We start from the raw sequence: 22272 nt of genomic DNA on the forward strand, positions 1-22272 counted from the left end.
CGCTCAGCTCCCCTGCCGACGCGTCGGCCGGGCCGGCCGGGCGGGCGTCGCGGGCCGGCCGGCACCCTGCTGGTGGGAGGCGTCCCAGCGCTCGTAGGCGTCGACGATGTCGCCGACCAGCCGGTGGCGGACGACGTCGGAGCTGGTCAGGTTGGCGAAGTGCACGTCGTCGATCCCGTCGAGGATCTCCCGCACCACCTTCAGGCCGCTCTGCGCGCCGCCGGGGAGGTCGACCTGCGTGACGTCGCCGGTGACGACGATCTTCGAGCCGAACCCGAGCCGGGTGAGGAACATCTTCATCTGCTCGGCGGTGGTGTTCTGCGCCTCGTCGAGGATGACGAACGCGTCGTTCAGGGTCCGCCCGCGCATGTAGGCCAGCGGGGCGACCTCGATGGTGCCCGACTGCATCAGCCGCGGGATGGACTCCGGGTCCACCATGTCGTGCAGCGCGTCGTAGAGCGGCCGCAGGTAGGGGTCGATCTTCTCGCTGAGCGTGCCGGGCAGGTAGCCCAGCCGCTCGCCGGCCTCGACCGCGGGCCGGGTGAGGATGATCCGGTTCACCTGCTTGGTCTGCAGCGCCTGCACGGCCTTGGCCATGGCGAGGTAGGTCTTGCCGGTGCCGGCGGGGCCGATGCCGAAGACGACGGTGTGCGCGTCGATCGCGTCGACGTAGCGCTTCTGGTTCAGCGTCTTGGGCCGGATGGTGCGGCCCCGGCGGCTGATGATGTCGAGGCTGAGGACGTCGGCCGGGCGCTCGGAGCCGCCGCTGCGCAGCATCCCGATGACGCGGCGCACCGAGTCCGGGCGCAGCGCCTGGCCGGTGCCCAGCAGCGCGATCAGCTCGTCGAAGACGCGCACGGCGAAGGCGTTGTCGGCCGGCTGGCCGGTCACGGCGATCTCGTTGCCGCGCACGTGCACGTCGGCGGCGAGCTCGCTCTCGACCAGCCGCAGCAGCTCGTCGCCGGATCCGAGCAGGGCCACCATCGACACCTGGTCCGGAACGGTGATGGTGGTGCGGACGGCGGCGGGCGGGGGAGTCGCGAGGGTGCCGGCGTTGTCGGCGGCGGCGGCCTGGGCCGACGCCTCACGCGACGTGGGGGCGCCCTGCACGGGGACGTTCGGGGAGGTGTCGGGCAAGAACCCTCGACCCTGCCTTCCTGGCACGGGGATCGGACCGGTCGAGTCTACCCGCGCCGGGCGAGCGGGAATCGCGCCCGGAACGGAGCTCAGCGGCCCTCGTAGGTGGCCTTCCCGGGCCCCTCGTCGAGGAAGGAGGTGACGGCGCCGCGGAGGTCGGCGGTGGCGAACAGCGGCCCGGAGACCTGCGGCGTGATGTCGTCGGCGGCCCGCGCGCCGTGCCGCACCGCGGTGGCCACCAGCCGCTTGGTGGCCGCGTGGGCGACCGTGGGCCCGGCGGCGACCCGGCGCGCGTACTGGCGGGCGGCCTCGGCGAAGCCGTCGTCGGGCAGCACCCGGTTGACCACGTTCCAGCGCTCCAGCACCTCGGCCGGGTAGCGCTCGCCGGTGAAGACCAGCTCCTTGGCCCGCGCCGGGCCGGCCCGCTCGGCCAGCCGCTGCGGCCCGCCCATCGACGGGGTCAGCCCGACGACGATCTCGACCAGCCCGAACGACGCCCGCTCCGCGGCCAGCAGCACGTCGCAGGCCAGCGCCAGCTCGAAGGCGGCGGTGAGGGTCAGGCCGTGCGCGGCGAACACCGTGGGGACGGGGAGGTCCTCGATCGTCTGCGCCACGCGGAGCAGCCGCGCCCACAGCGCGGTGCCCCGCTGCGCCGGGTCCGGGCCCTCGGCGACGTCGCGGAACTCGGTGACGTCGACGCCGCCCGAGACCACCCTGCCCCTCGCCTCGACCAGCACCGCGCGGGCGCGGCCGGGGCGCCCGGGTGCGGTCAGCGCGGCCAGCTCGGCGGCCACCTGCTCCAGCGCGGCGAAAACCGACTCGTCGAAGAGGTTCAGCGGCGGCCGGTCCAGCACGACGACGGCGACATCGCCGTCCCGCTCGATCCGGACGGGGGCGGGGCTGCCGGCGTCGGTCATGCCCGCCACCCTGCCACCGCCCGCCGGGGGCTCAGCCGGGGGGCCAGGCCATCGGGCGGCCGCCGAGGACGTGCAGGTGCAGGTGGTGCACCGTCTGCCCCGCGGCCGGACCGGAGTTGGCGACCAGCCGGTAGCCCGGCTCGGGCGCCTCCTCGGTGGCCAGCCCCTCCTGGACGGCGACGGCGTGCGCCGCGGCCACCACGTCGGCGAGCAGGCCGGGGTCGGCGCCCACCAGCAGCCCCGCCGTCGCGTGGTGGTCCTTGGGGATGACCAGCACGTGCGTGGGGGCCTGCGGGTTCACGTCCCGGAAGGCCAGCGTGCGGTCGGTCTCGTGCACGACGTCGGCCGGGATCTCCCGGGCCACGATCCGGCAGAACAGGCAGTCGCTCACCCGCCCGACCCTAGGGCGCGCGACCGGGGGGCGCGGGTCAGGATGGCGCGGTCGCCGTCCCCACCCGCAGGAGGTCCCCCGTGCCCGTCCCCCGCCCCGGCAGGACGTAGTGGCCCACCGCAGCGCTCTCCGGTCGGGGAGCCCCGTGCAGGACCGGTCCCGCCGTGCGTTCCTCGCCGGCACCGCGCTCGCCCTGGCCACCGCGGCCTGCGGCCGCTCCTCCCCCGTCGGCAGTCCCCCCACCGCCGCGGGCACGCTGCGGATCGGCGCCATCCCCGACCAGGACCCCGAGGTGCTACAGCGCCAGCACGGCACCGTCGCCGACGCGATGGCCGCCGCGCTCGACCTCGACGTCGTCTACTCCCCGGTCACCGACTACGCCGCCGCCGTCTCCCTCTTCCGCACCGGCGACCTCGACCTCGTCTGGTTCGGCGGGCTCACCGGCGTGCAGGCCCGGCTGCAGGCACCCGGCGCGCAGCCGATCGCGCAGCGCGACATCGACCGCGAGTTCCACTCGGTCTTCGTCGTCGACGGCGCCACCGGGCTCGCCCCCTCCGACGACCTCCGCCCACTGGCCGGGCTGCGGTTCACCTACGGCAGCGAGACCTCGACGTCGGGCCGGCTGATGCCCGCGTGGTTCCTGCAGCAGGCCGGCGTCGACCCGCAGGGCTTCCCCGGCGGGCCGGGGTTCTCCGGCTCGCACGACGCGACCATCGCGCTGGTCGCCTCGGGCAGCTACCAGGCCGGGGTCCTCAACGAGCAGGTGTGGCGGTCACGGCTGGAGGAGGGCGCGGTCGACCCCGCCGCCGTCGTCGAGTACGCCCGGACCCCGCCCTACGCCGACTACCACTGGCTGCTCGGCCCCGGGGTGGCCGAGCGGCTCGGCGCCGACGACCTCGCCGAGCGGCTGACCGGCTGGTTCACCGGCCTCTCGGCCGACGACCCCGCCGACGCCGGGGTCCTCGAGCTCTTCGGTGCGGGGTCGTTCGTGCCGGCCCGCGCGACGGACTACGACCGGATCGAGGAGATCGGCCGCGCCCTGGGGCTGGTCACCTGACCGCGGTCCTGCGGCTGACCGGGATCACCGTCCGCTTCGGGACGGCGACCGCGCTCGACGACGTCGACCTCGTGGTCGGCCCCGGTGAGCGGGTCGCCGTCGTCGGGGCCTCGGGTGCCGGGAAGTCGACGCTGCTCGCCGTGGCCAACGGCGCGGTGCCGCCGTCGTCCGGGTCGGTGGAGGTGCTGGGGCGCGACCCCTCCGCGCTGCGCGGCCGGGCGCTGCGCCGGCTGCGCGCCCGGGTGGGGACGGTGCACCAGCACCTGGAGCTGGTCGGCCCGCTGCGGGTGCTGCACAACGTGAACGCCGGCCGGCTGGGCTCCTGGCCGGCGGCGCGGGCGGCGTGGTCGCTGCTGCGGCCGCAGGGGGTGCCGGAGGTGGTCGGGGCGCTGGAGCGGGTCGGCCTGGCCGACCGGGTGTTCGACCGCACCGACACCCTCTCGGGCGGGCAGCGGCAGCGGGTGGCCGTGGCGCGGCTGCTGGTGCAGGACCCCGACCTCGTGCTCGCCGACGAGCCGGCGTCGGCGCTGGACCCCGTGCTCGCCGACGCGGTGCTCGGGCTGCTCGCCGCGCCGGCGTCCCGGGGCGGTGCGCTGCTGGTCGCGCTGCACGACCCGGTGCTGGCGCTGCGGCACTGCGACCGGGTGGTCGGGCTGGCCGCGGGGCGGGTAGTGCTCGACGCCCCGGCCGCGGCACTCACCGTCCCCGACCTGGCCGCGTTCTACGGGGCGCGGGCGTGACCGCGGTACTCGCCCGGCCGGCGGCGCCCGTGCTCCGGCGGGACCGGCGCCGCTGGGCATGGGGGCTGGCCGCGCTGGTCGTCGTCGGCTGGTCCCTGGCCGCCGCCCTCGGCGGCGACGTCCTCAACCCCGCGGGCGGCGCGCAGGTCGGCCGGTTCGCCGCCGCCGCGCTCTCCCCCGACCTGGACGGCGCGTTCCTCGGGATGCTGGGCACCGCGGCGCTGGTGACGCTGGCCTACGCCGTCCTCGGCACGGCGCTGGCACTGGCGCTGGGGGCGGCCGGTGCGGTGGCGGCCGCGCGCACCACGTGGGGACGGCGCGGCACGGGCTGGGCGGCGGCCCGCGGCGTGCTCGCCGTCCCGCGCGGGCTCCACGAGGCGGTGTGGGGGCTGCTGCTGCTCAACGTGCTCGGTCTCGACCCGTGGGTCGGCGTCCTGGCGATCGGCCTGCCCTACGGCGCGGTCACCGCGACGGTGTTCGCCGGCCTGCTCGACGAGGTCCCGCGCGGCCCGTACGAGGCGCTGCTCGCGCAGGGGTCGGGCCGGGTTGCGGCGGCGCTGTACGGCCTGCTGCCCCTCGCGGCCGGCGGGCTGCTGTCGTACGCGTTCTACCGGCTGGAGTGCGCGGTCCGCTCCGCCGTGGTGCTCGGCCTGATCGGTGCCGGCGGACTGGGCTACCAGCTCGCGCTGTCGTTCACGTCGCTGCGCTGGCCGCAGGTGTGGAGCGCCGTGTACGCCCTCGCGCTGCTGTGCCTGGCGGCCGACGTCGCCGGGCGGGCGGTGCGCCGCCGGCTGGCCGCGCCGCGCCGGCGGGCCGGGGTGCTCGCGCGCGACCGCGTGCTGACCGCCGCCGTCCTCGGGACGGGCGCCGCGGTCGTGTGGGCGTGGTGGTTCCTGGCGCTGTCGCCGGCGTCGCTGGTGTCGGCGCGCGCCCGCGGGCAGCTCGGCCACGTCCTGGGCGCGGCCCTCCCACCGGCCGGGGACGGCGCCCTGCTGCGCGAGGTCGGCGCCCAGGCGGTGGTCACGCTGCAGATGTCGGTGCTCGCCGTCGCGGTGGCGGTGGCCGGGTCGGCGCTGCTGGCGCCGGGAGCCGCGCGGCCGCCCGGTGCGGGGCCGGGGCGGCGGCTGGCGGGGGCGCCGGTGCGCGCGGCACTGCTGGTGCTGCGCGCGGTGCCGGCGCCGGTGTGGGCGCTGGTCCTGCTGTTCGTGCTGCTGCCCGGGGTCCTGCCCGGCGCGCTCGCCCTCGGCCTCACCACCCTCGGGGTGCTCGGGCGGCTCGCGGCCGAGGCGGTCGAGGAGGCCGACCCGCGGCCGCGCGCGGCGCTCACCGCGCTGGGGGCGCGGCCGGTGGGGGCCTGGCTCTACGGCGTCCTGCCGCCGGCCGCCGGGCCGGTGTTGGCGCTCGCGCTGTACCGCTGGGAGGTCGCCGTCCGGGACACGCTGCTGGTGGGACTGCTGGGCGCCGGCGGGCTGGGCGCGCTGCTCGCCTCCCGGCTGGCCGTCTTCGACTGGCCGGCGGTCACCACGGTGCTCGCCGCGACGGTCGCGCTGACCCTCGCGGTCGACCTGGTGAGCGACCGCGCCCGCCGCGTCCTGCGCTGAGCGCCGTCCCCCCGCACCGCACGCGTCCCGGGTCACCGCAGCACGTCCCGGCTCACCGCAGCACGTCCTGGCTCACCGCAGCACGTCCTGGGTCACCGCAACGCGTCCTGGGTCACCGCAACGCGTCCTGGGTCACCGTGGGCGGTGAGCCAGGACGCAGCACGATCAGGTCACCTGATCGTGCGCGGGACGCCCTCAGGCCCAGCGCGTACGGACCGACAGCGCGGCGAGGGCGGCGGCACCGGCGGTCGAGGTGCGCAGCACCTCCGGCCCGAGCCGCACGGCCTGCGCACCGGCCGCGCGCAGCGCGACCACCTCGCCGTCGGTGAGCCCGCCCTCGGGCCCGACGACGACGGCGACCGTGCCGCTGCCCGGGACGTCCAGCCCGGACAGCGGGCGGCGGGCCTGCTCGTGCAGCACCACCGCGAGGTCGACGTCGGCCAGCTCGCCGCACACCTGGCGGGTGGTCATGAGGTCGCCGACCTCGGGCACCCGCGGCCGCCGCGACTGCTTGGCCGCCGCCCGTGCCGCCGCCCGCCACTTCGCCAGGCCCTTCTCCACGCGGTCCTCGCGCCAGCGGGTGACGCAGCGGGCGGCGGCCCACGGGACGATCCGGTCGACGCCGAGCTCGGTGGCCAGCTCGACCGCCAGCTGGCCGCGGTCGCCCTTGGGCAGCGCCTGCACGAGCACGAACTCCGGCTGGGGCTCGGGCACCTCGTGCCGGGCGGTCACCTGGACGCGCAGGCCGCGCGGGCCGGCGTCGAGGACCGTGCCCTCGACCACCGTGCCGGCGCCGTCGCCGACCCGCACCGGCTCCCCGGCGGTCAGCCGGAGCACGTCGACGGCGTGCCGCCCCTCAGCGCCGTCGACGAGCAGCTCGGCGGCGTCGGGGAGCGTGTCGAGCAGGAACAGCGGCGAGCCGTCCTGCACCGGGTGGTGGTCGTCGGTCGCCGGGGCGGTCACCGGAAGGGCTTCCGGACCCGCGAGAACAACCCCCCGTGGCTCTCGCCGGCCGCCGGCTCCCGGCGGTCCTCGCCGCGCAGGGCGGCCAGCTCGCGCAGCAGCTTCTCCTGCTCGGCGTCCAGGCGGGTCGGCGTCTGCACGTCGACGTGCACCAGCAGGTTGCCGCGGCCGGTGGACCGCAGCCGCGGCGCGCCCTGGCCGCGCAGCGTCAGGACCGTCCCCGACTGCGTGCCCGGCCGGACGTCGACGTCGGTGTCCTCGCCGTCGAGCAGGGTCAGCGGGAGGGTGGTGCCCAGCGCCGCCGAGGTCATCGGCAGGGTGACGTGGCAGTGCAGGTCCTCGCCGTCGCGGGTGAACACCTCGTGCGGGCGCTCGACGATCTCGACGTAGAGGTCGCCGGCCGGGCCGCCACCGGGGCCGACCTCGCCGCGGCCGGTGAGCCGGATCCGCATGCCGTCCTCGACACCGGCGGGCACCTTCACCGGGATGGTCCGGCGGGCGCGCACGCGGCCCTCGCTGCCGCACTCGGGGCACGGCTCGGGGATGACCTGGCCGGTGCCGGCGCAGCTCGGGCAGGGCCGGCTGGACACGACCTGGCCGAGGAAGGAGCGCTGCACGCTCTGCACCTCGCCGCGACCCGAGCAGGTGGTGCAGGTGACCGGGTGGGTGCCCGGTGCGGTGCCCGCGCCGCTGCAGGTGCCGCACAGGACGGCGGTGTCGACGGTGATCTCCTCGGTGGTGCCGAAGACCGTCTGCTCCAGGTCGAGCTCGATGCGGATGAGCGCGTCGTCGCCGGCGCGGACGCGGCTGCGCGGGCCGCGCCCGCCCATCGTCCCGCCGCCGAAGAAGGCGTCCATGATGTCGCCGAGCCCGCCGAAGCCGGCCTGGCCGAACGGTGAGCCGCCCGCGGCACCGGCGCCGCTGTCGAAGGGGTCACCGCCGAGGTCGACGATGCGGCGCTTGTCCGGGTCGGTCAGCGCCTGGTAGGCGCGGCTGACCTCCTGGAAGCGCTCCTTGGCCTCGGGATCGGGGTTGACGTCGGGGTGCAGGTCGCGCGCCAGCCGCCGGTAGGCCTTCTTGATGTCGGCGTCGGACGCGCCCCGGGACAGCCCGAGGACGCCGTAGTAGTCGGTTGCCATCTGGTGTACGAACCTCAGCTCTCGGCCAGCAGCTGGCCGACGTAGCGGGCCACGGCGCGGACCGCGGCCATGTTGCCCGGGTAGTCCATGCGGGTCGGGCCCACGATGCCCAGTCCGCCCAGCGCCCGGTCGCCGGTGCCGTACCCCACGGACACCACCGACGCACCGGCCAGTGCCTCGTGGGCGTTCTCCTCGCCGATGCGCACGAGGACCGCCCCGCCGCTGTCGACCTCGCTGATCAGCTTGAGCACCACGACCTGCTCCTCGAGCGCCTCGAGCAGCGGCCGCAGGCTGCCGGGGAAGTCGACGGCGACGCGCGCGAGGTTCGCCGTCCCGCCCACGACCAGACGGTCCTCCCCGGGCTCGACCAGCGTCTCGACCAGCGCGGCGCTGACCGTGGCGACCAGCGCGCGCAGGTGCGGCGGCGCGGTGTCGACCAGGTCGGGGACCTTGCCGCCGGCGTCGGCGAGCCGGGCCCCGGTGAAGGCGGAGCCCAGCAGTGCGCGCAGGTCGGCGACGTCGTCGCGGGCGACGTCGGACGGGCACTCGACGACCCGCTGCTCGACCCGGCCGGTGTCGGTGATGAGCACCAGCAGCAGCCGCGAGGCCGACAGCTGGACGACCTCGAGGTGGCGGACGGCGCTGCGCGAGAGCGTCGGGTACTGGACGACGGCGACCTGGTGGGTCAGCTGGGCCAGCAGGCGCACCGTGCGGCCGAGGACGTCGTGCAGGTCGACGGCGCCGTCGAGGAACCGCTCGATCGCCTTGCGCTCGGCGCCCGACAGCGGCTTGACCGAGGAGAGCCGGTCGACGAAGAGGCGGTAGCCCTTGTCGGTGGGCACCCGGCCGGCGCTGGTGTGCGGCTGGGCGATGTAGCCCTGCTCCTCCAGCACCGCCATGTCGTTGCGGATGGTGGCCGGCGAGACCCCGAGGTCGTGCCGCTCGGCCAGGGCCTTGCTGCCCACGGGGTCGTTGGTGGAGACGAAGTCCTGGACGATGGCCCGCAGGACCTGCAGGCGGCGTTCGTCGTGCGCCACGGTGACACCTCCCCGTACCGGTCGGCGACGTCGTGCGGGCGGTCCCGGGCCGCGGCGGGCGGGGTGCGCCGGCCGCGCGGCGGGCTGGCACTCGCACGGACGGAGTGCCAGCCCAGCATACGCGAAGGACCCCGTCCCCCTCCCCGCTCGCAAGCTCGCGGCGAGCCTCTGGACGGGGCCGGACGGGCCAGGGACGAGCGGTGGATAGGCTGGCGTCCGGTGCACGGAGCGGGGCGGGAGCGGACGGAGGGCGGGTCCTGATCTTCAAAGCGGTGCGCAACGGCCGCCCCTATCCCGAGCACGGCCTGTCCACCAAGGACTGGGCGATGATCCCGCCCCGCCAGATCCGGCTGGACACGCTGGTCACCACCAAGCGCGAGCTGGCGCTGGACGCCCTGCTCGCCGACGACTCGACCTTCTACGGGGACCTGTTCCCGCACGCGGTCCAGTGGCACGGCGACCTCTACCTCGAGGACGGCCTGCACCGGGCCCTGCGCGCGGCGCTGCAGCAGCGCACCGTCATCCACGTGCGGGTGCTGGACCTCGACGCCCTCATGCCCGCCGACCCGGCGAGGTGACCGCGCCGCTCGCCGACCTCGGCGGCGGCGTCGTCCTCCGCCGGGCCGTCGTCGCCGACCTGCCGGCGGTGGTCGCCCTGCTGACCGACGACCCGCTGGGTGCGACGCGCGAGGCGGCCGGCCCGGAGCCGTACGAGCGTGCGTTCGCCGCCGTCGACGCCGACCCCGCCCACCTGCTCGTCGTCGCCGACGACGGCGGCATGGTGATCGGCACGCTGCAGCTGTCGTTCCTGCCGGGGCTGTCCCGCGGCGGGGCGCTGCGCGCCCAGGTGGAGGGCGTGCGGGTGGCCGCCGCGGCCCGCGGTCGGGGGCTGGGCGAGGCGATGCTGCGCTGGTGCGCGGACGAGGCCCGCCGTCGCGGCGCCGCGCTGGTGCAGCTCACCACCGACACGCGCCGCGCCGACGCGCACCGCTTCTACGAGCGGCTCGGCTACGTCGCCTCGCACGTCGGGATGAAGCTGGAGCTGTAGGCCGGCTCCGCGGATCACGTGCGCCGCGTCGTCCTCCCGAGACGTCCCGGCAGCCGGACGGTGTGCGCTCACGGGCAGCCCCTGGGCCGAGGAGTGCACCTGTCCGCACATCGTCCGTCGGAGCCCTGTCCCAGGGGCCGCCCTCGGGGACGCGGGGTGCGTAGGAGATCCGCAGGACGGGGACTCGTCGGCAGGACGGCCCGCTGCGGCTACAGCCAGCCCTTGTCGGCGGCGACGCGGGCGGCCTCGACCCTCGTGCGGGCGCCGGTCTTGCCGATCGCCGAGGACAGGTAGTTGCGCACCGTGCCCTCCGACAGGAACAGCCGGCGGGCGATGTCGGCGACGGTGGCGCCGTCGGCGGCCTCGCGCAGCGCGTCGGCCTCCCGCGCCGACAGCGGGGTGGCGCCGATCGCCAGCGCGGCGGCGGCGAGGTCGCGGTCGATCACCCGCTCCCCCGCGACGACGGCGCGGATCGCCTTGGCCAGCTCGGCCACCGGCGCGTCCTTGACCAGGAAGCCGGCGGCGCCGACCTCCATGGCACGGCGCAGGAACCCGGGCCGGCCGAAGGTGGTGAGCACGACCGCACGGACGGCGGGCAGCTCGGCGGCCAGCTCGCGGGCGGCCTCCAGGCCGTCGCGGCCGGGCATCTCGATGTCGAGCAGCGCGACGTCGGGCGCGTGCTCCCGGGCGGCGGCGAGAACCTGGTCGCCGCGGCCGACCTCGGCGACGACGGTGATGTCCTCCTCGAGCTCGAGGAGCGCCCGCAGCGCCCCGCGGACCATCGACTGGTCCTCGGCCACGAGCACCCGGATCACCGGGACACCGCCTCGGGGACCGGGGCCGGGACCAGCGGCAGGACCGCGCGCAGCTCGTAGCCGCCGTCGGGGCCGGCGCCGCCGGTGAGCGCGCCGCCGAGCTTGCCGACCCGCTCCGCCAGGCCGGCCAGCCCCGACCCCGGCTCGGTGTCCTCGCTGGGCCCGCGGCCGTCGTCGGTGACGGTCAGCACCGCCTCGGCGCCGTCCTCGGTGAGGGTGACGGCGACCGAGCGTGCGCCGCTGTGCCGCAGCACGTTCGTGGTCGCCTCGCGCACCACCCAGCCGAGGGCGGCGTCGACCGGGCCGGGCAGGACGGGCACCCGGGCGGGCAGCCGGACGGCGATCCCCGCGCCGGACAGCGCCGAGCGCGCCTCGGCCAGCGCCTGGGCGGAGCTCACCTGCCGGTAGCCGCTGACGGCGTCACGGACCTCGGCCAGCGCGCGGCGGGCGACGGCCTCGACGTCGGCCATCTCCGTGCGGGCCCGGGCGGGGTCGGCCTCGGCCAGCCGCCCGGCGAGCTCGCTCTTGAGCGCGATCAGCGACAGGCTGTGGCCGAGCAGGTCGTGCAGGTCGCGGGCGAAGCGCAGCCGCTCCTCGGCGACGGCGTTGCGGGCCAGCTCCTCGCGCGCCTCCGCCAGCTCGTTGTTCACCGCGACCAGGTGCCGGGTGCCGCGCAGGCCGAACGCGGTGAGCACGCACAGCACCGGGAGCACGAACAGGTTGTCCAGCTCGCCGTGCGCCCCCACCGCGAGGACGCACACGGCCGCGGCCGCCGCGACGGCCGGCCACACCCAGCGCTCCGGCAGGGCCGCGGCCGCCGCCGCCGACACGTAGATCATCAGGCCGGCCCAGGAGGGGCCCATCCACAGCGCCAGGACCACGCCGAGGACGGCGACGAGGGCCAGCCGGGACAGCGCCGGGGGGCCGAAGCAGCCGCCGCCGAAGGCGCGCCGGAAGACGTCGAGGTAGACGACCGTGAAGGCCAGCAGGAGCAGCCCGGCGACGACCCGGACGGGCAGCGGCCGGTCGGTGGTGACCAGGTCGGTGACCGGGAAGAACTGGAACAGCAGCCACGGCAGCGACCAGCCGACGCGCTGCCACCGCGTGCGGGTGTCCACGCCCGACCGTAGCCCGGTCAGCCCGCGACCGCGGTGAGCGGCCGGCGGCGCGCGACCACGACGGTGAGCGCGGCGAACAGGGCGGCGAACCCCGCCAGGACCAACAGCGGCAGGAGCTCCGGCCCGCTGCCGGCGGCGGCCTCGCGGCCGGCCTCGGCGTACCAGTACGAGGGCAGCGCGTGCGCGACCACACGCAGGCCGGACGGGAAGAGCTCGACCGGCACCCACAGCCCGCCGAGCAGGGCCAGGACGGTCCCCACGATGCCGATCGCGCCACCGGCCGCCTTCTCCTCCAGCGCCCAGCCCAGCAGCAGCCCCAGCGCCACGAACACAGCCGACGCCAGCCACAGGACGGTGACCAGGCCCACCCACTGCCCCGCCTCCAGCCGCACCCCGTTGACGAACCGGCCGACCGCGGCCACCACGAGCAGGGGCGGCAGGGTGAGCAGCATCCCGACGGCGACGTCGACGGCGACCACCGACGTCTGCGGCACCGGCGTCACCCGCAGCTGGCGCAGCCAGCCCGACGCGCGGTCGAAGGAGAGCCGGACGGTCGCGCCGAGGGCCGCCCCCAGGGCCCCGTAGGCCATCATCGAGACCATCGTGGCGGCGGCCTGCTCCTGGCTGATCCCGCCCGGCGCCCCGGCGAACACCTTGGTGAAGAAGACGCTGAACGCCGCCGGCATGAGCACGGTGAAGAACAGGAACTGGCGGTTGCGGCCGAGCCGGCGCAGCTGGAAGGCGAGCAGGGTGCTCATCGGGTCGCTCCGGAGGTCGTGAGGGACAGGACGGCGTCCTCGAGGCTGGCGCCGCGCACGTCGAGGTCGGTGAGCGGGACGCCGGCGTCGAGCAGGGCGCGGAGGGTGGCCTCGACGTCCCCGGTGGCCAGCGCGACGGTGGCGCCCTGCCGGGTCACCGAGGTGACGCCGGGCAGGTCCCCGGGGAGCCGGTCGGCGGTGAGGCGGACGGTGCGCCCGGAGACCGCCGAGCGGACCGCGGCGGCGGACCCGTCGGCGACCAGCCGACCGCCGGCCAGGACCACAACCCGGTCGGCGACCGCGTCGGCCTCCTCCAGGTGGTGGGTGGCGAACACGACCGTCGTGCCGCGGGCGGCGAGCCCGCGCATCGTCGTCCAGAAGGCGCGGCGGCCCTCGACGTCCATGGCCGAGGTCGGCTCGTCGAGGAGCAGCAGCGGCGGCCGCCCGGCCAGCGCGAGCGCGAGCAGCACCCGCTGGCGCTGGCCGCCGGAGAGCGCGTCGACCGGCCGGCCGAGCAGCCCGTCGATGCCGGTGGTGGCGGCCAGGTCGGCCGTCGGCCAGGGGTCGGCGTAGCTGCTCCGCACGAGGTGCACCACCTCGCCGACGCGCGCCTCGCCGGGCAGCCCGCCGTGCTGCAGCATCGCGCCGACGCACCCGGCCCGGACGGCGTCGGAGGGCGTGCGGCCGAGCACGCGGACGGCCCCGGCCGACGGGCGCAGCAGGCCGAGGACGGCCGAGACGGTGGAGGACTTGCCGGCGCCGTTGGGGCCGAGCAGCGCGACGGTCTCGCCCTGGCCGATGCGCAGGTCGAGGTCGTCGACGGCGAGGACGTCGCCGTGGCGGACGGTCAGGCCGGAGATGTCGAGCGCGGGGACGTCGAGGGCGAGGGCGGGCACGGTCCGAGCCTGTCGGGCACCGGGGTGTGCGCAGTAGTGCGGGACGTCGTCGTCCCGGCCTGACATCCGTCAGGTCGAGAGCGGGGTCACCCGCGGCGGTCGAGGGCCCACACGACGGCGGCGTGCGGGAACGTCAGCGCGAGCAGGACGCTGACCTGCGCCTGCAGGCCCGCGACGTCACCGAGTCCCCACAGCACCGCCACGGCCGCCAGGGCGACGGCGCTGGGCAGCGCGCCGGCCCGGGCCAGCCGGCGCGCGGCCGCGCCCCAGCCGCTCGCGCCCCCGGCGGCGCGGGCGAGGTCGAGCAGCCGGCCGGTATGCCGGACGGCGTGCCACAGGCCGAAGTACACGCCGAACGCGGCCAGCGGCGGCACGACGGCGAAGACCGCGGCGACCAGCACGAGCTCGGCGGCGTCCCGCACCCGACCGCGGGCGAGCAGCCGGGCCACGGCCGCCGCGACGGTGACCGCGACCAGGACGAGCCCCGCGGTGCGGCTCCCGAGGGCGGCGTCGGCGATGCCGGGCGACAGCGCCCGGACCCACGGGTCGGTCGTGGCGGGGTCGCGCCACAGCAGCAGCCCGACGACGGCGAGGCCGTGCGCCGTGCACGGCAGCAGGTCGGCCGCCGGGCCCGGCACGGGACGGCCCGCGCGCTCGGCCCAGGCGACCACCTCCCCGCGGCCGAAGTGCACCGCGGAGAGGACCAGCGCCGCCGCGAGCGCCGGTGTCGGCACCAGCAGCAGGGCGGCTGCGGCGGCTGTGGCCGCCGCCGCGTAGCCGGCGACGACGAGGGCGAGCAGCCTGCGGGGGGCGTGCCGGCCGCCCGACCACCACCAGGGGACGAGGTGGTCCACGGCGCCGTGCGGCACGCCCAGGACGGCACCGACGACGGCCACGGGCAGCGCGGCCGCGGCGACCGCACCCGGTGCGAGCACGCTGAGCGCGAGAGCGGCGACGAGGACCGCGACCGGCAGCCGGGTGAGCACGGGCAGCTCGCGCAGCGCCCGCCCGTGCCCGGCCACCGGCGGGCCGGAGGACGGGCGGACCGCCGCCGCGCGGTGCGCGGCGGCGGTCCGTGGTGCAACGGTCACGACGACCGCCCCGGGTCAGACCGCGACGGTGTCACGACCCGGCGTGGGCCGGGCGGGGGTGCCGTCCGCAGGCCCGGTGACGGCGTGGTCGTCGTCGTAGGCCGGGTCCTCCAGTGCGCTCTTCACCCGGGCGACCTTGTAGATCACCAGGCCGAAGGCCGCCTTGGCGAGGATGTCGGCGATGCTGTAGCCGGCCTGCCGGAGCACGAAGCCGTCGGCGCCGCCGAAGAAGTCCCCGCCGATGACCGGGAACAGGTAGGCGATCGGGTAGACGCCCCACAGGCCCACGAGCGCCAGCCGGAGCATCTTGATCGTGTGCTGCACCTCGGGCGGCTGCCGGTCGATGGACTTGGTCAGCTCGACGAAGAGCACCCACAGCAGGTAGATGAACGGGAGCGTCGACAGGGTGCCCCACAGCAGCCGCGGGCCGATCTCGCTGGTGATCTCGCCCGGGTACCCGAGGACGATCATCAGCGCGGACGCCGGTACCAGCTTCCACAGCAGCCGGCGGGCGTCGCTCTTCGCCAGGGCCATGACCGCGACCGTCTCGATGAGCAGCAGCGGGACGGTGAGCAGCCAGTCGACGTAGCGGTAGCCCTCGTTGAACTCCACGTTCGACAGCAGGTGCGCGCTGGCGATCGACTCGCCGGGCGGGTAGCTCTCCCGGAAGTTGTCGAAGATCCGGAAGTAGTGGTAGGCGGCGATGCCACAGACGATCGCCGACACCACGATGGCGTTGCGGTAACGCGGTGCGACCCGTCCCCGCGAGAACAGCAGGTACAGCGCCGTGAAGAGCATCGAGGCGATGACCAGGCTGAACAGGTTGTATACGGTGGAGAACTGGACGGAGGAGAGCTCCGGGACAGCGATCCCGCTGTCAGTGCCCATGACGGCTCCTGGGTGTACGGCGTCGTTGCCGTAACGGGTGCCGGCGGGACACCGACCCCGCGAGGAGGATGCACCCAAGAACGCAAGTTGTGCAAGTTACAGCCGTGGTCATCGCCCTCGCCAGTGCCGGTCGAGCACGGTGACGGCCTCGGCGAGGTCGGCGGGGGCGGTGGCCGGGCCCGGCGCGACGTCGCCCCAGCCGGGGCCGCCGACGAGCACCCGCACCCGCCGGTGGGCCGCCGCCACCTCGGCCAGCCCGTCCGCCGCCGCCTCGTCGGGCCGGCTCAGCCACACCAGCACCGCGGCCGACCGGGTCCGCCGCGCGGCGGTGGCCAGTGCGGCCATCGGGGTCCGCGGGCCCAGCAGCCGCGAGGGGACGCCGTGCTCGGCGAGGGCCGCGCGGGCGGCGTACAGCGGCAGCACGTGCTCCTCCTGCGGCCCGCCGGCCAGCAGCACGGGCCGCTCGGGCGGCGGCTCGGGCAGGGCGGCGGCGTGGCGGATCAGTGCCGTGGTCACCGCCTGGGTGAGCAGGTGCTCGATCTCGATGCCCGACCCGGTCGCCGCCCAGTGGGCGCCGGCGGCGATCAGCACCGGCCGGACGACGTCGTCCCAGGCGTCCAGGGTGCCCCGCTCCCGCAGCGCGGCGAGCACCGCGTCCTCGGCGCGCATCTCGTCCAGCCGGGCGGCGGCGCGGGCCAGGCCGCGCGCCTCGCGGCCGGCCCCCGGGACCGCCAGGCCCGTGCCGCCGGCGCCGGCGCGGCGCCGCGGGAGGGCGGGCACGTCGTCGGCGGTCTCGATGCCGCGGACCGCGGCGGCCGCCGCGGCGGGGTCGGTGCCGCTGAGCACCGCCTCGTGCACGGCCTGGAGGAGGGCCAGGTCCTCGGGGGTGTAGCGGCGGTGGCCGCCCTCCGACCGGGCGGAGGCGACCAGGCCGTACCGGGTCCCCCACACGCGCACGGCCGAGGGCGAGACGCCGAGACGCGCGGCGACCTCCCCGACCGAGAGCAGCTCCACCGGCAGATGGTCACACGCGCGCGGGCCGCGCCCTAGTCGGTGAGGTCGCGGACGACGGCGTCGGCGAGCAGCCGGCCGCGGTCGGTGAGCACCGCCCGCCCGGCCGCGTGCGCGGCGGGGTCGAGCAGGCCGCGGGCGACGGCGTCGGCGGCGCGCAGGCGGCCGGCATCGGACAGCGCGGTCAGCGGCAGCCCGTCGCGCAGCCGCAGGCCGAGCATCACCGTCTCGAGCGCGCGGTCGGCGGGCCCGAGCACCTCGCGGTCGGCGACCGGGCTCTCCCCCGCGGCCAGGCGCTGCGCGTACGCGGCCGGGTGCTTGACGTTCCACCACCGGACGCCGCCGACGTGGCTGTGTGCGCCCGGGCCGACGCCCCACCAGTTCGCGTTGGCCCAGTACAGCTCGTTGTGCCGGCAGCGGGCGGCGTCCCCGCGCGCCCAGTTGCTGACCTCGTACCAGTCGAACCCGGCGCCACGGAGCACCGTGTCGGCCTGCACGTAGCGGTCGGCGAGGACGTCGTCGTCCGGCACGGGCAGCTCTCCGCGCGCGATCCGGCGGGCCAGCCGGGTGCCGTCCTCGACGATGAGCGCGTAGGCGCTGACGTGGTCGACCGGCGCGGCCAGGACGGCGTCGAGGGAGGCGGCCCAGTCGGCGTCGGTCTCGCCCGGGGTGCCGTAGATGAGGTCGAGGTTGACGTGTCCGAACCCGGCGGCGGCCGCCTCGCGTGCGGCCTGCGCGGCCCGGCCGGGGGTGTGCCGCCGGTCGAGGACGGCGAGCACGTGCTCGGCGGCCGACTGCATGCCCAGGCTCAGGCGGGTGAAGCCGGCCGCCCGCAGGGTCGCCAGGGACGCCGGCGTGACCGACTCCGGGTTCGCCTCGGTGGTCACCTCGACGCCCGGGGCGACCGGGAACAGGTCGCGGACGGCGGACAGCACCGCGGCGAGGTCCTCGGCGGGGAGCAGGGTCGGGGTGCCGCCGCCGACGAAGACGGTGGAGACCGTCGGCAGGTCGGGGCCGAGGACGGCGGCGGCGCGGCGCAGCTCGGCGATCGCGGTGCCGGCGTACTCGGACCGGTTGGCGCCGGGGCCCAGCTCGTCGGAGGTGTAGGTGTTGAAGTCGCAGTAGCCGCAGCGCGTGGCGCAGAACGGCACGTGCACGTAGAGGCCGAACGGCGTCGTGGCCAGGTGCTCGCGGGCACTGTCGGGGAGCTCGGCCGCCGGGGTCCCCGGCAGCGACAGGACGGTGTTCATCTGCTCCCAGTGTGCCGCGCCGCGGCGGGCCCGGGCACGATGCCGGGGTGAACTCTGCACCCGTGGACGAGGACCGGCTGCTGCAGGTGACGGTCGAGGGGGGCGTGGCCCGGCTCGTCCTGGACTCCCCCGCCAACCGCAACGCGCTCTCCCGCGCGCTGCGCGGGCAGCTGCGCGGGGCGCTGGAGGACGCGCTCGCCGACGACGCCGTGCGCGTGGTGGTGCTCGACCACACCGGCCGGGTGTTCTGCTCGGGGATGGACCTCTCGGAGGCCGCCGGCGCCGGTGCCGGCGACCAGGGCGTGCGCGAACTGCCCGACCTGCTCGAGACGATCTGGACCGCGCCGAAGCCGGTGGTCGCCGTCGTGCGGGGGCCGGCGCGCGCCGGCGGGGTGGGGCTGGCGGCCGCCTGCGACGTCGTGGTGGCCGCGGCGTCGGCGACGTTCGGCATGTCGGAGGTGCGCCTCGGTCTGGTGCCCGCGGTGATCTCCGCCGTGGTGCTGCCGCGGATGCTGCCGCACGTGGCGCACCGGCTGATGCTCACCGGCGAGGTGTTCGACGCGGCCGCCGCCGCGACCGGCGGGCTGGTCGACCTCGTCGCCCCGGACGGCGAGGTCGACGCCGTCGCCGAGGTGCAGGTGCGGGCCCTGGCGGCGGGGTCGCCGTGGGCGCTGGCCGAGACCAAGCGGCTGCTGCGGGCCGGCGGGCTGCGCGGCTCGTTCGACGAGCTGCTGGAGCTGTCCGCGCGGGCCTTCGCCGGCGACGACGGCCAGGAGGGCATCGCGGCGTTCCGGGAGAAGCGCCCGGCCCGCTGGGTGCCGACGCTCTAGGCCCGCCACCGGGAAACCGGGCGCGTCCCGTCGGGGGCCCGGGCTAGCGTCGGGGCACCGACCCACGACCGGCGCCGCGCCCCCGGGGCGACGCGGACAGGAGTGCCGTGCCCGCCGCGCCGCTGACCTGGCGTCGCCTGGCCGGGCCCGCGAGCGGGGCGGTCCTGGCCGTCGCCGCTCTCGCCGCCGTGGCCGAGACGCTGGCCGCCGTCGTCGCCGGCCGCCTGGCCGAGCGGCCCGCGGCCGGCCTGGTCGCGCTGCTGGCCGCCCTGCTGGTCGGGGCCAGCCTGGCCGACACCGCCGGGCGCACGGTGTTCTCCGGGATCGTCGGCCGCGCGGAGGGCCGGCTGCGCGCCGACCTGCTGCGCGCCGCCCTGCACCAGCCGCTGCCGGCGCTGGAGGAGCAGGCCGTCGGCGAGGTGCTCGACCGGGTGGACGACGACCCCCGCCAGGTCGGCACCCTGCTGCGACGGACCGGCTGGGAGCTCGGGCGCTCGACGTTGCGCTCGGCACTCGCCTGGGTCGTGGCCGGCCTGACCTGGTGGCCGGCGTGGTTCGCCTTCCCGCTCGTGGCGGTGGCCGCGGTCGCCGTCTCCCGGCGCCTGGCGCGGGTCGTCGCCGAGCGCAAGCTGGCCGAGGAGGCCGCCTGGTCCGACCACTCCGCGCAGCTGGAGGAGGCCGTCGCCGGCCGCGACGACGTGCGCTCGGCCCTCGGCCAGCCGCACGTCGTCCGCGCCTACGCCCGCCAGGCCGCCGAGGTGCTGCGCCGCGTGCAGGCCACCGCCCGCGCCTCGACCGCGGTGAGCCTGCGGACCGGGCTGGTGGTGCACGCCATGCTGGCGGCGCTCGCGGTCGCCGGCGTGGCGCTGGTCTCCTCCGGGCGGCTGGGCACCGCGCAGCTGGTGACGCTGTGGCTGCTCGTGACGGCGTTCGCCGGGCAGCTGAACCAGGTCACCAACCACCTGCCGGAGCTGCAGGCCGGCCTCGGTGCGCTCGCCCGCATCCGCGCGCTGCTGACCGCGCCGCAGGAGCCGCCCGGCGGCGCGCCGGTGCCTCCCGGGCCCGCCGCCGTGGAGGTGCGCGGCCTGACCTTCGCCTACCCCGGCGGGTTCGCGCTCACCGACGTGCACCTGGCGGTCCCGGCGGGGACGACGTGCGCGCTCGTCGGGCGGACGGGCGCGGGCAAGTCCACGCTGGCCAAGCTGCTCTCGCGCGCCGTCGAGCCGCCCCCGGGCACGGTGTTCGTCGCCGGCCAGGACGTCACCGCCACCGCCGTCGACGACCTGCGCCGCGCCGTCGGCGTCGTCACCCAGCGCACCGAGCTCCTCGCGGCGACGCTGGAGGAGAACGTCACCCTCTTCGCCGACGTCCCGCGCGCCGCGGTCGAGGCCGCGGTCGAGGCCCTCGGCCTCACCGACTGGGTCGCCTCGCTGCCCCGTGGCCTCGACACCCGGCTCGGCACCGGCGGCACCACCCTGTCGGCGGGCGAGGAGCAGCTGGTCGCCTTCGCCCGCCTGCTCGTGCGCGACGTCGCGGTCGTCGTCCTCGACGAGGCCACCGCGCGCATGGACCCGCAGACCGAGCAGCGTGTCACGCAGGCCGCGGAGCGGCTGCTGGCCGGGCGCACCGGCATCGTCGTCGCCCACCGGCTGTCGACGACGCGCCGCGCGGACGCCGTGGCGGTGCTCGACCGCGGCCGCGTCGTGCAGGCCGGCCCGCGCGAGGGGCTGGCCGCCGCGCCGGGACCCTTCGCCGAGCTGCTGCGTGCCGCCGGCACCGAGCCGCCACCGGCCACTGCCGGGGAGGCGCTGCCGGTGCGCGCCGCGCGGCGCCCGCCCCGGCCGGCCGCGCCGGTGCGGACGCCGGGCCTGGCCCGGACGGTCGCCCGCCTGGTCGCCGTCCACCCGCGGTGGGGGCTGGTCGGGGCCGTGGCCTTCCTCGGGGTGTCGCTGCTCAGCGCCTACGGGGCCGTGACCGGGTGGCTGTGGGGCCGGCTGGTCGAGGCGCTGGACGCCGGACGCACCCCGTGGGACGTCGCGGCGCTGCTGGCCGCCGCGGTGCTCACCGCGCCGGTGCTGCTGGCCGTGGCCTTCCGCACCTACTTCCCGTGGTGGTCGGCGGTCACCCTGCGGCTGCGCCTGGGCGTCCTGCGCGGGCAGACGATGCAGCGGCGCCTGGCGCGCACGCCTCCCGGGGAGATCGCCGCCCGCGCCCTGGACAGCGACCGGCTCGTCCTCTACGTCGACCGCTGGGTCGACGTCACCATCGGCGCCGTCGTCGTGGCCGCCACCGCGGTCGCCGGGCGCAGTCTGCTGGCCGGTGCCGTCGTCGGCGGCGTGCTGGTCCTGTCGGCGCTGGTGTCGGTGGCCGGGGCCCCGTTGGCCGGCGCCTCCGCCCGCGAGGCCGGTGACGAGCGGGCCCGCTTCGGCCGCTCCCTCGTCTCCGCCTTCGATGCCGCGCGGACGGTGAAGCTGGCCGCCGCGGCCTCGCCCGTGCTCTCCCACCTGGAGGCCGTCGACGGGCGCCGGGTGGCGGCGTCGGTGCGCGAGCACCGGGTCCGCGCGCTGCTGGACGGCGTGCCGAACCTGCTCGTGCAGAGCGGGCTCGTCGCGGCCTGGTCGCTCCACCTGGCCGGCGGCTGGGACCTGCGGACCACCCTGCTCGTGACGACGACGGTGAGCGGGTCGAGCTGGTTCGGCACGGTGGCCGGGGCCGCCATCACCGAGGCGCCCGTGGCCCGGCGCTGGCTGCAGGCGACGGCGGAGCTGGCCGGCGGCACGGACCTGGTCGCCTCGCCGCCGGGCGTCGACCTGCTCACCGGCGCGGCACCCTCGCCGCCGGCACCCGGCCGCGTCCCGCTGGAGCGCCTGGTGCTCGACGACGTGACCGCCGTCCACGACGACGGCACCGTCGGCGTCGCCGGGGTCGACCTGACCGTCGAGGCCGGGCAGCTCGTGCTGCTGGTCGGGCGGGTCGGGTCCGGCAAGTCCAGCCTCCTGGCCGCGCTCGCCGGGTTGGTCGACCACGAGGGCGCCATCTGCTGGAACGAGCGGGAGGTCGACGACCCCCAGCTGTTCCTCCGCCCGGGCCAGGTGGCCTGGGTGGGGCAGGTGCCGCGGGTGCTGTCGGGGACCTTCGTCGACAACATCGCCCTCGACCACGAGCGCGCCGTGCAGGCCGCTGTCGACGACGCCCGCCTCGGCCGCGACGTGGAGGAGGCCGGGGGCCACGGCGCCCTCGTCGGTCACCGCGGGGTGCGGCTGTCCGGCGGCCAGGTGCAGCGCCTGGCGCTGGCCCGCGCGCTGGCCACCGGGGCCGAGCTGCTGGTCGCCGACGACGTGTCCTCCGCGCTGGACGCCCGCACCGAGCTGGAGCTGTGGGAGGCGCTGCGCGGCCGCGGGGTGACGGTGCTGGGGGCCAGCACGAAGCGCTCGGCTCTGGCGCGGGCCGACCGGGTCGTCGTCCTGGAGGAGGGGCGGGTGGCCGGGACCGGCCGGTGGGAGGACCTTGCCGACCGCTGGGGCCACCTGGCCGGCTGACCGGGACCCCGCACGGCCGTCGGCCCCGGGGCCCGCGCAGGACACA

General features: G+C 77.2%; 21 protein-coding genes. 7 read left to right on the forward strand and 14 right to left on the reverse strand.

Translation table 11 applies throughout. The annotated features are described in order from the left end of the window. Window positions 1-3: 3 nt before the first annotated feature. The 3 genes from BM165_RS22780 to BM165_RS25020 all read right to left on the reverse strand — a co-directional run bounded on the left by BM165_RS22780 (window position 4) and on the right by BM165_RS25020 (window position 2445). Window positions 4-1137 (reverse strand): PhoH family protein, encoded by a 1134-nt coding sequence (locus BM165_RS22780; protein WP_244274422.1) that lies wholly within the window; start codon window positions 1135-1137, stop codon window positions 4-6. Between the two features lie 89 nt (window positions 1138-1226). Continuing rightward, a complete protein-coding gene (locus BM165_RS22785; RefSeq protein WP_075015856.1) occupies window positions 1227-2054 on the reverse strand; it encodes an enoyl-CoA hydratase/isomerase family protein in 828 nt (275 codons plus the stop codon). Window positions 2055-2085: 31 nt separating this feature from the next. Continuing rightward, on the reverse strand, window positions 2086-2445 hold the full coding sequence (locus tag BM165_RS25020; RefSeq protein WP_075015826.1) for a histidine triad nucleotide-binding protein: 360 nt from the start codon (window positions 2443-2445) through the stop codon (window positions 2086-2088). A 145-nt stretch (window positions 2446-2590) separates the two neighbouring features. On the opposite strand from BM165_RS25020, the gene BM165_RS22795 reads away from it, so the two are divergent. The 3 genes from BM165_RS22795 to BM165_RS22805 are packed head-to-tail and all read left to right on the forward strand — an operon-like array spanning window position 2591 to window position 5843. Beyond that, window positions 2591-3502, forward strand: a complete 912-nt coding sequence (locus BM165_RS22795; RefSeq protein ID WP_075015827.1) for a putative selenate ABC transporter substrate-binding protein — start codon at window positions 2591-2593, stop codon at window positions 3500-3502. Between the two features lie 23 nt (window positions 3503-3525). Then, window positions 3526-4242, forward strand: a complete 717-nt coding sequence (locus BM165_RS22800; RefSeq protein ID WP_280140754.1) for a phosphonate ABC transporter ATP-binding protein — start codon at window positions 3526-3528, stop codon at window positions 4240-4242. Continuing rightward, window positions 4239-5843: a PhnE/PtxC family ABC transporter permease gene (locus BM165_RS22805; RefSeq protein ID WP_075015828.1), complete on the forward strand. Its 1605-nt coding sequence runs from the start codon at window positions 4239-4241 to the stop codon at window positions 5841-5843. Before BM165_RS22800 ends, BM165_RS22805 begins: the two co-directional genes overlap by 4 nt. 195 nt (window positions 5844-6038) lie before the next feature. On the opposite strand, the gene BM165_RS22810 is transcribed toward BM165_RS22805, so the two are convergent. From BM165_RS22810 to hrcA, 3 genes are read right to left on the reverse strand one after another with little or no spacing between them, the layout of a single operon-like run. Next, entirely contained in the window at window positions 6039-6806 is a 768-nt protein-coding gene (locus BM165_RS22810) for a 16S rRNA (uracil(1498)-N(3))-methyltransferase (RefSeq protein WP_075015829.1), read from the reverse strand. Then, window positions 6803-7945, reverse strand: a complete 1143-nt coding sequence (gene dnaJ / locus BM165_RS22815; RefSeq protein ID WP_075015830.1) for a molecular chaperone DnaJ — start codon at window positions 7943-7945, stop codon at window positions 6803-6805. Before dnaJ ends, BM165_RS22810 begins: the two co-directional genes overlap by 4 nt. Window positions 7946-7959: 14 nt before the next feature. Beyond that, window positions 7960-8982 carry a heat-inducible transcriptional repressor HrcA gene (gene hrcA / locus BM165_RS22820; RefSeq protein WP_075015831.1) on the reverse strand — a complete coding sequence of 341 codons (1023 nt, stop codon included), beginning with the start codon at window positions 8980-8982 and terminating at the stop codon, window positions 7960-7962. 200 nt (window positions 8983-9182) lie between these two features. Between hrcA and BM165_RS22825 the strand changes: the two genes are divergently transcribed. Both BM165_RS22825 and BM165_RS22830 read left to right on the forward strand, forming a co-directional pair. Then, on the forward strand, window positions 9183-9560 hold the full coding sequence (locus BM165_RS22825; protein ID WP_432276826.1) for a type II toxin-antitoxin system VapB family antitoxin: 378 nt from the start codon (window positions 9183-9185) through the stop codon (window positions 9558-9560). After that, window positions 9557-10030, forward strand: a complete 474-nt coding sequence (locus tag BM165_RS22830; protein WP_075015832.1) for a GNAT family N-acetyltransferase — start codon at window positions 9557-9559, stop codon at window positions 10028-10030. The genes BM165_RS22825 and BM165_RS22830 overlap by 4 nt, the downstream gene beginning before the upstream one ends. Window positions 10031-10239: 209 nt before the next feature. On the opposite strand, the gene BM165_RS22835 is transcribed toward BM165_RS22830, so the two are convergent. The 8 genes from BM165_RS22835 to hemW all read right to left on the reverse strand — a co-directional run bounded on the left by BM165_RS22835 (window position 10240) and on the right by hemW (window position 17857). Beyond that, window positions 10240-10845, reverse strand: coding sequence for a response regulator transcription factor (locus tag BM165_RS22835; protein WP_075015833.1), 606 nt, complete (start codon window positions 10843-10845; stop codon window positions 10240-10242). Next, on the reverse strand, window positions 10842-11963 hold the full coding sequence (locus tag BM165_RS22840; protein ID WP_075015834.1) for a sensor histidine kinase: 1122 nt from the start codon (window positions 11961-11963) through the stop codon (window positions 10842-10844). Before BM165_RS22840 ends, BM165_RS22835 begins: the two co-directional genes overlap by 4 nt. Before the next feature lie 17 nt (window positions 11964-11980). Beyond that, a complete protein-coding gene (locus tag BM165_RS22845; RefSeq protein WP_075015835.1) occupies window positions 11981-12721 on the reverse strand; it encodes an ABC transporter permease in 741 nt (246 codons plus the stop codon). Beyond that, the gene (locus tag BM165_RS22850; RefSeq protein WP_075015836.1) at window positions 12718-13617 is read right to left on the reverse strand and encodes an ABC transporter ATP-binding protein; all 900 of its coding nucleotides are present in this window, start codon (window positions 13615-13617) and stop codon (window positions 12718-12720) included. The genes BM165_RS22845 and BM165_RS22850 overlap by 4 nt, the downstream gene beginning before the upstream one ends. A gap of 86 nt (window positions 13618-13703) precedes the next feature. Then, entirely contained in the window at window positions 13704-14708 is a 1005-nt protein-coding gene (locus BM165_RS22855) for a beta-carotene 15,15'-dioxygenase, Brp/Blh family (RefSeq protein WP_075015837.1), read from the reverse strand. 15 nt (window positions 14709-14723) lie between these two features. Next, a complete protein-coding gene (locus tag BM165_RS22860) occupies window positions 14724-15596 on the reverse strand; it encodes a bacteriorhodopsin-like (protein ID WP_075015838.1) in 873 nt (290 codons plus the stop codon). 108 nt (window positions 15597-15704) lie between these two features. After that, window positions 15705-16610, reverse strand: a complete 906-nt coding sequence (locus tag BM165_RS22865; protein ID WP_075015839.1) for a MerR family transcriptional regulator — start codon at window positions 16608-16610, stop codon at window positions 15705-15707. Between the two features lie 32 nt (window positions 16611-16642). Continuing rightward, window positions 16643-17857, reverse strand: coding sequence for a radical SAM family heme chaperone HemW (gene hemW, locus BM165_RS22870; protein ID WP_075015840.1), 1215 nt, complete (start codon window positions 17855-17857; stop codon window positions 16643-16645). A gap of 47 nt (window positions 17858-17904) precedes the next feature. On the opposite strand from hemW, the gene BM165_RS22875 reads away from it, so the two are divergent. After that, window positions 17905-18687 (forward strand): enoyl-CoA hydratase-related protein, encoded by a 783-nt coding sequence (locus BM165_RS22875; RefSeq protein ID WP_244274425.1) that lies wholly within the window; start codon window positions 17905-17907, stop codon window positions 18685-18687. Window positions 18688-18794: 107 nt separating this feature from the next. Next, entirely contained in the window at window positions 18795-22226 is a 3432-nt protein-coding gene (locus BM165_RS22880) for an ATP-binding cassette domain-containing protein (RefSeq protein WP_075015842.1), read from the forward strand. Window positions 22227-22272: the final 46 nt, after the last annotated feature.

Source organism: Geodermatophilus obscurus (assembly GCF_900115395.1).
Taxonomy (GTDB): Bacteria; Actinomycetota; Actinomycetes; order Mycobacteriales; family Geodermatophilaceae; genus Geodermatophilus; species Geodermatophilus obscurus_B.

Excerpts from the sequence above, each read along its gene's own strand:
- BM165_RS22785 (WP_075015856.1), bottom strand. The coding sequence starts at position 2,054 with ATGACCGACGCCGGCAGCCCCGCCCCCGTCCGGATCGAGCGGGACGGC.
- dnaJ (WP_075015830.1), bottom strand. The coding sequence starts at position 7,945 with ATGGCAACCGACTACTACGGCGTCCTCGGGCTGTCCCGGGGCGCGTCC.
- BM165_RS22845 (WP_075015835.1), bottom strand. The coding sequence starts at position 12,721 with ATGAGCACCCTGCTCGCCTTCCAGCTGCGCCGGCTCGGCCGCAACCGC.
- BM165_RS22860 (WP_075015838.1), bottom strand. The coding sequence starts at position 15,596 with ATGGGCACTGACAGCGGGATCGCTGTCCCGGAGCTCTCCTCCGTCCAG.
- hemW (WP_075015840.1), bottom strand. The coding sequence starts at position 17,857 with ATGAACACCGTCCTGTCGCTGCCGGGGACCCCGGCGGCCGAGCTCCCC.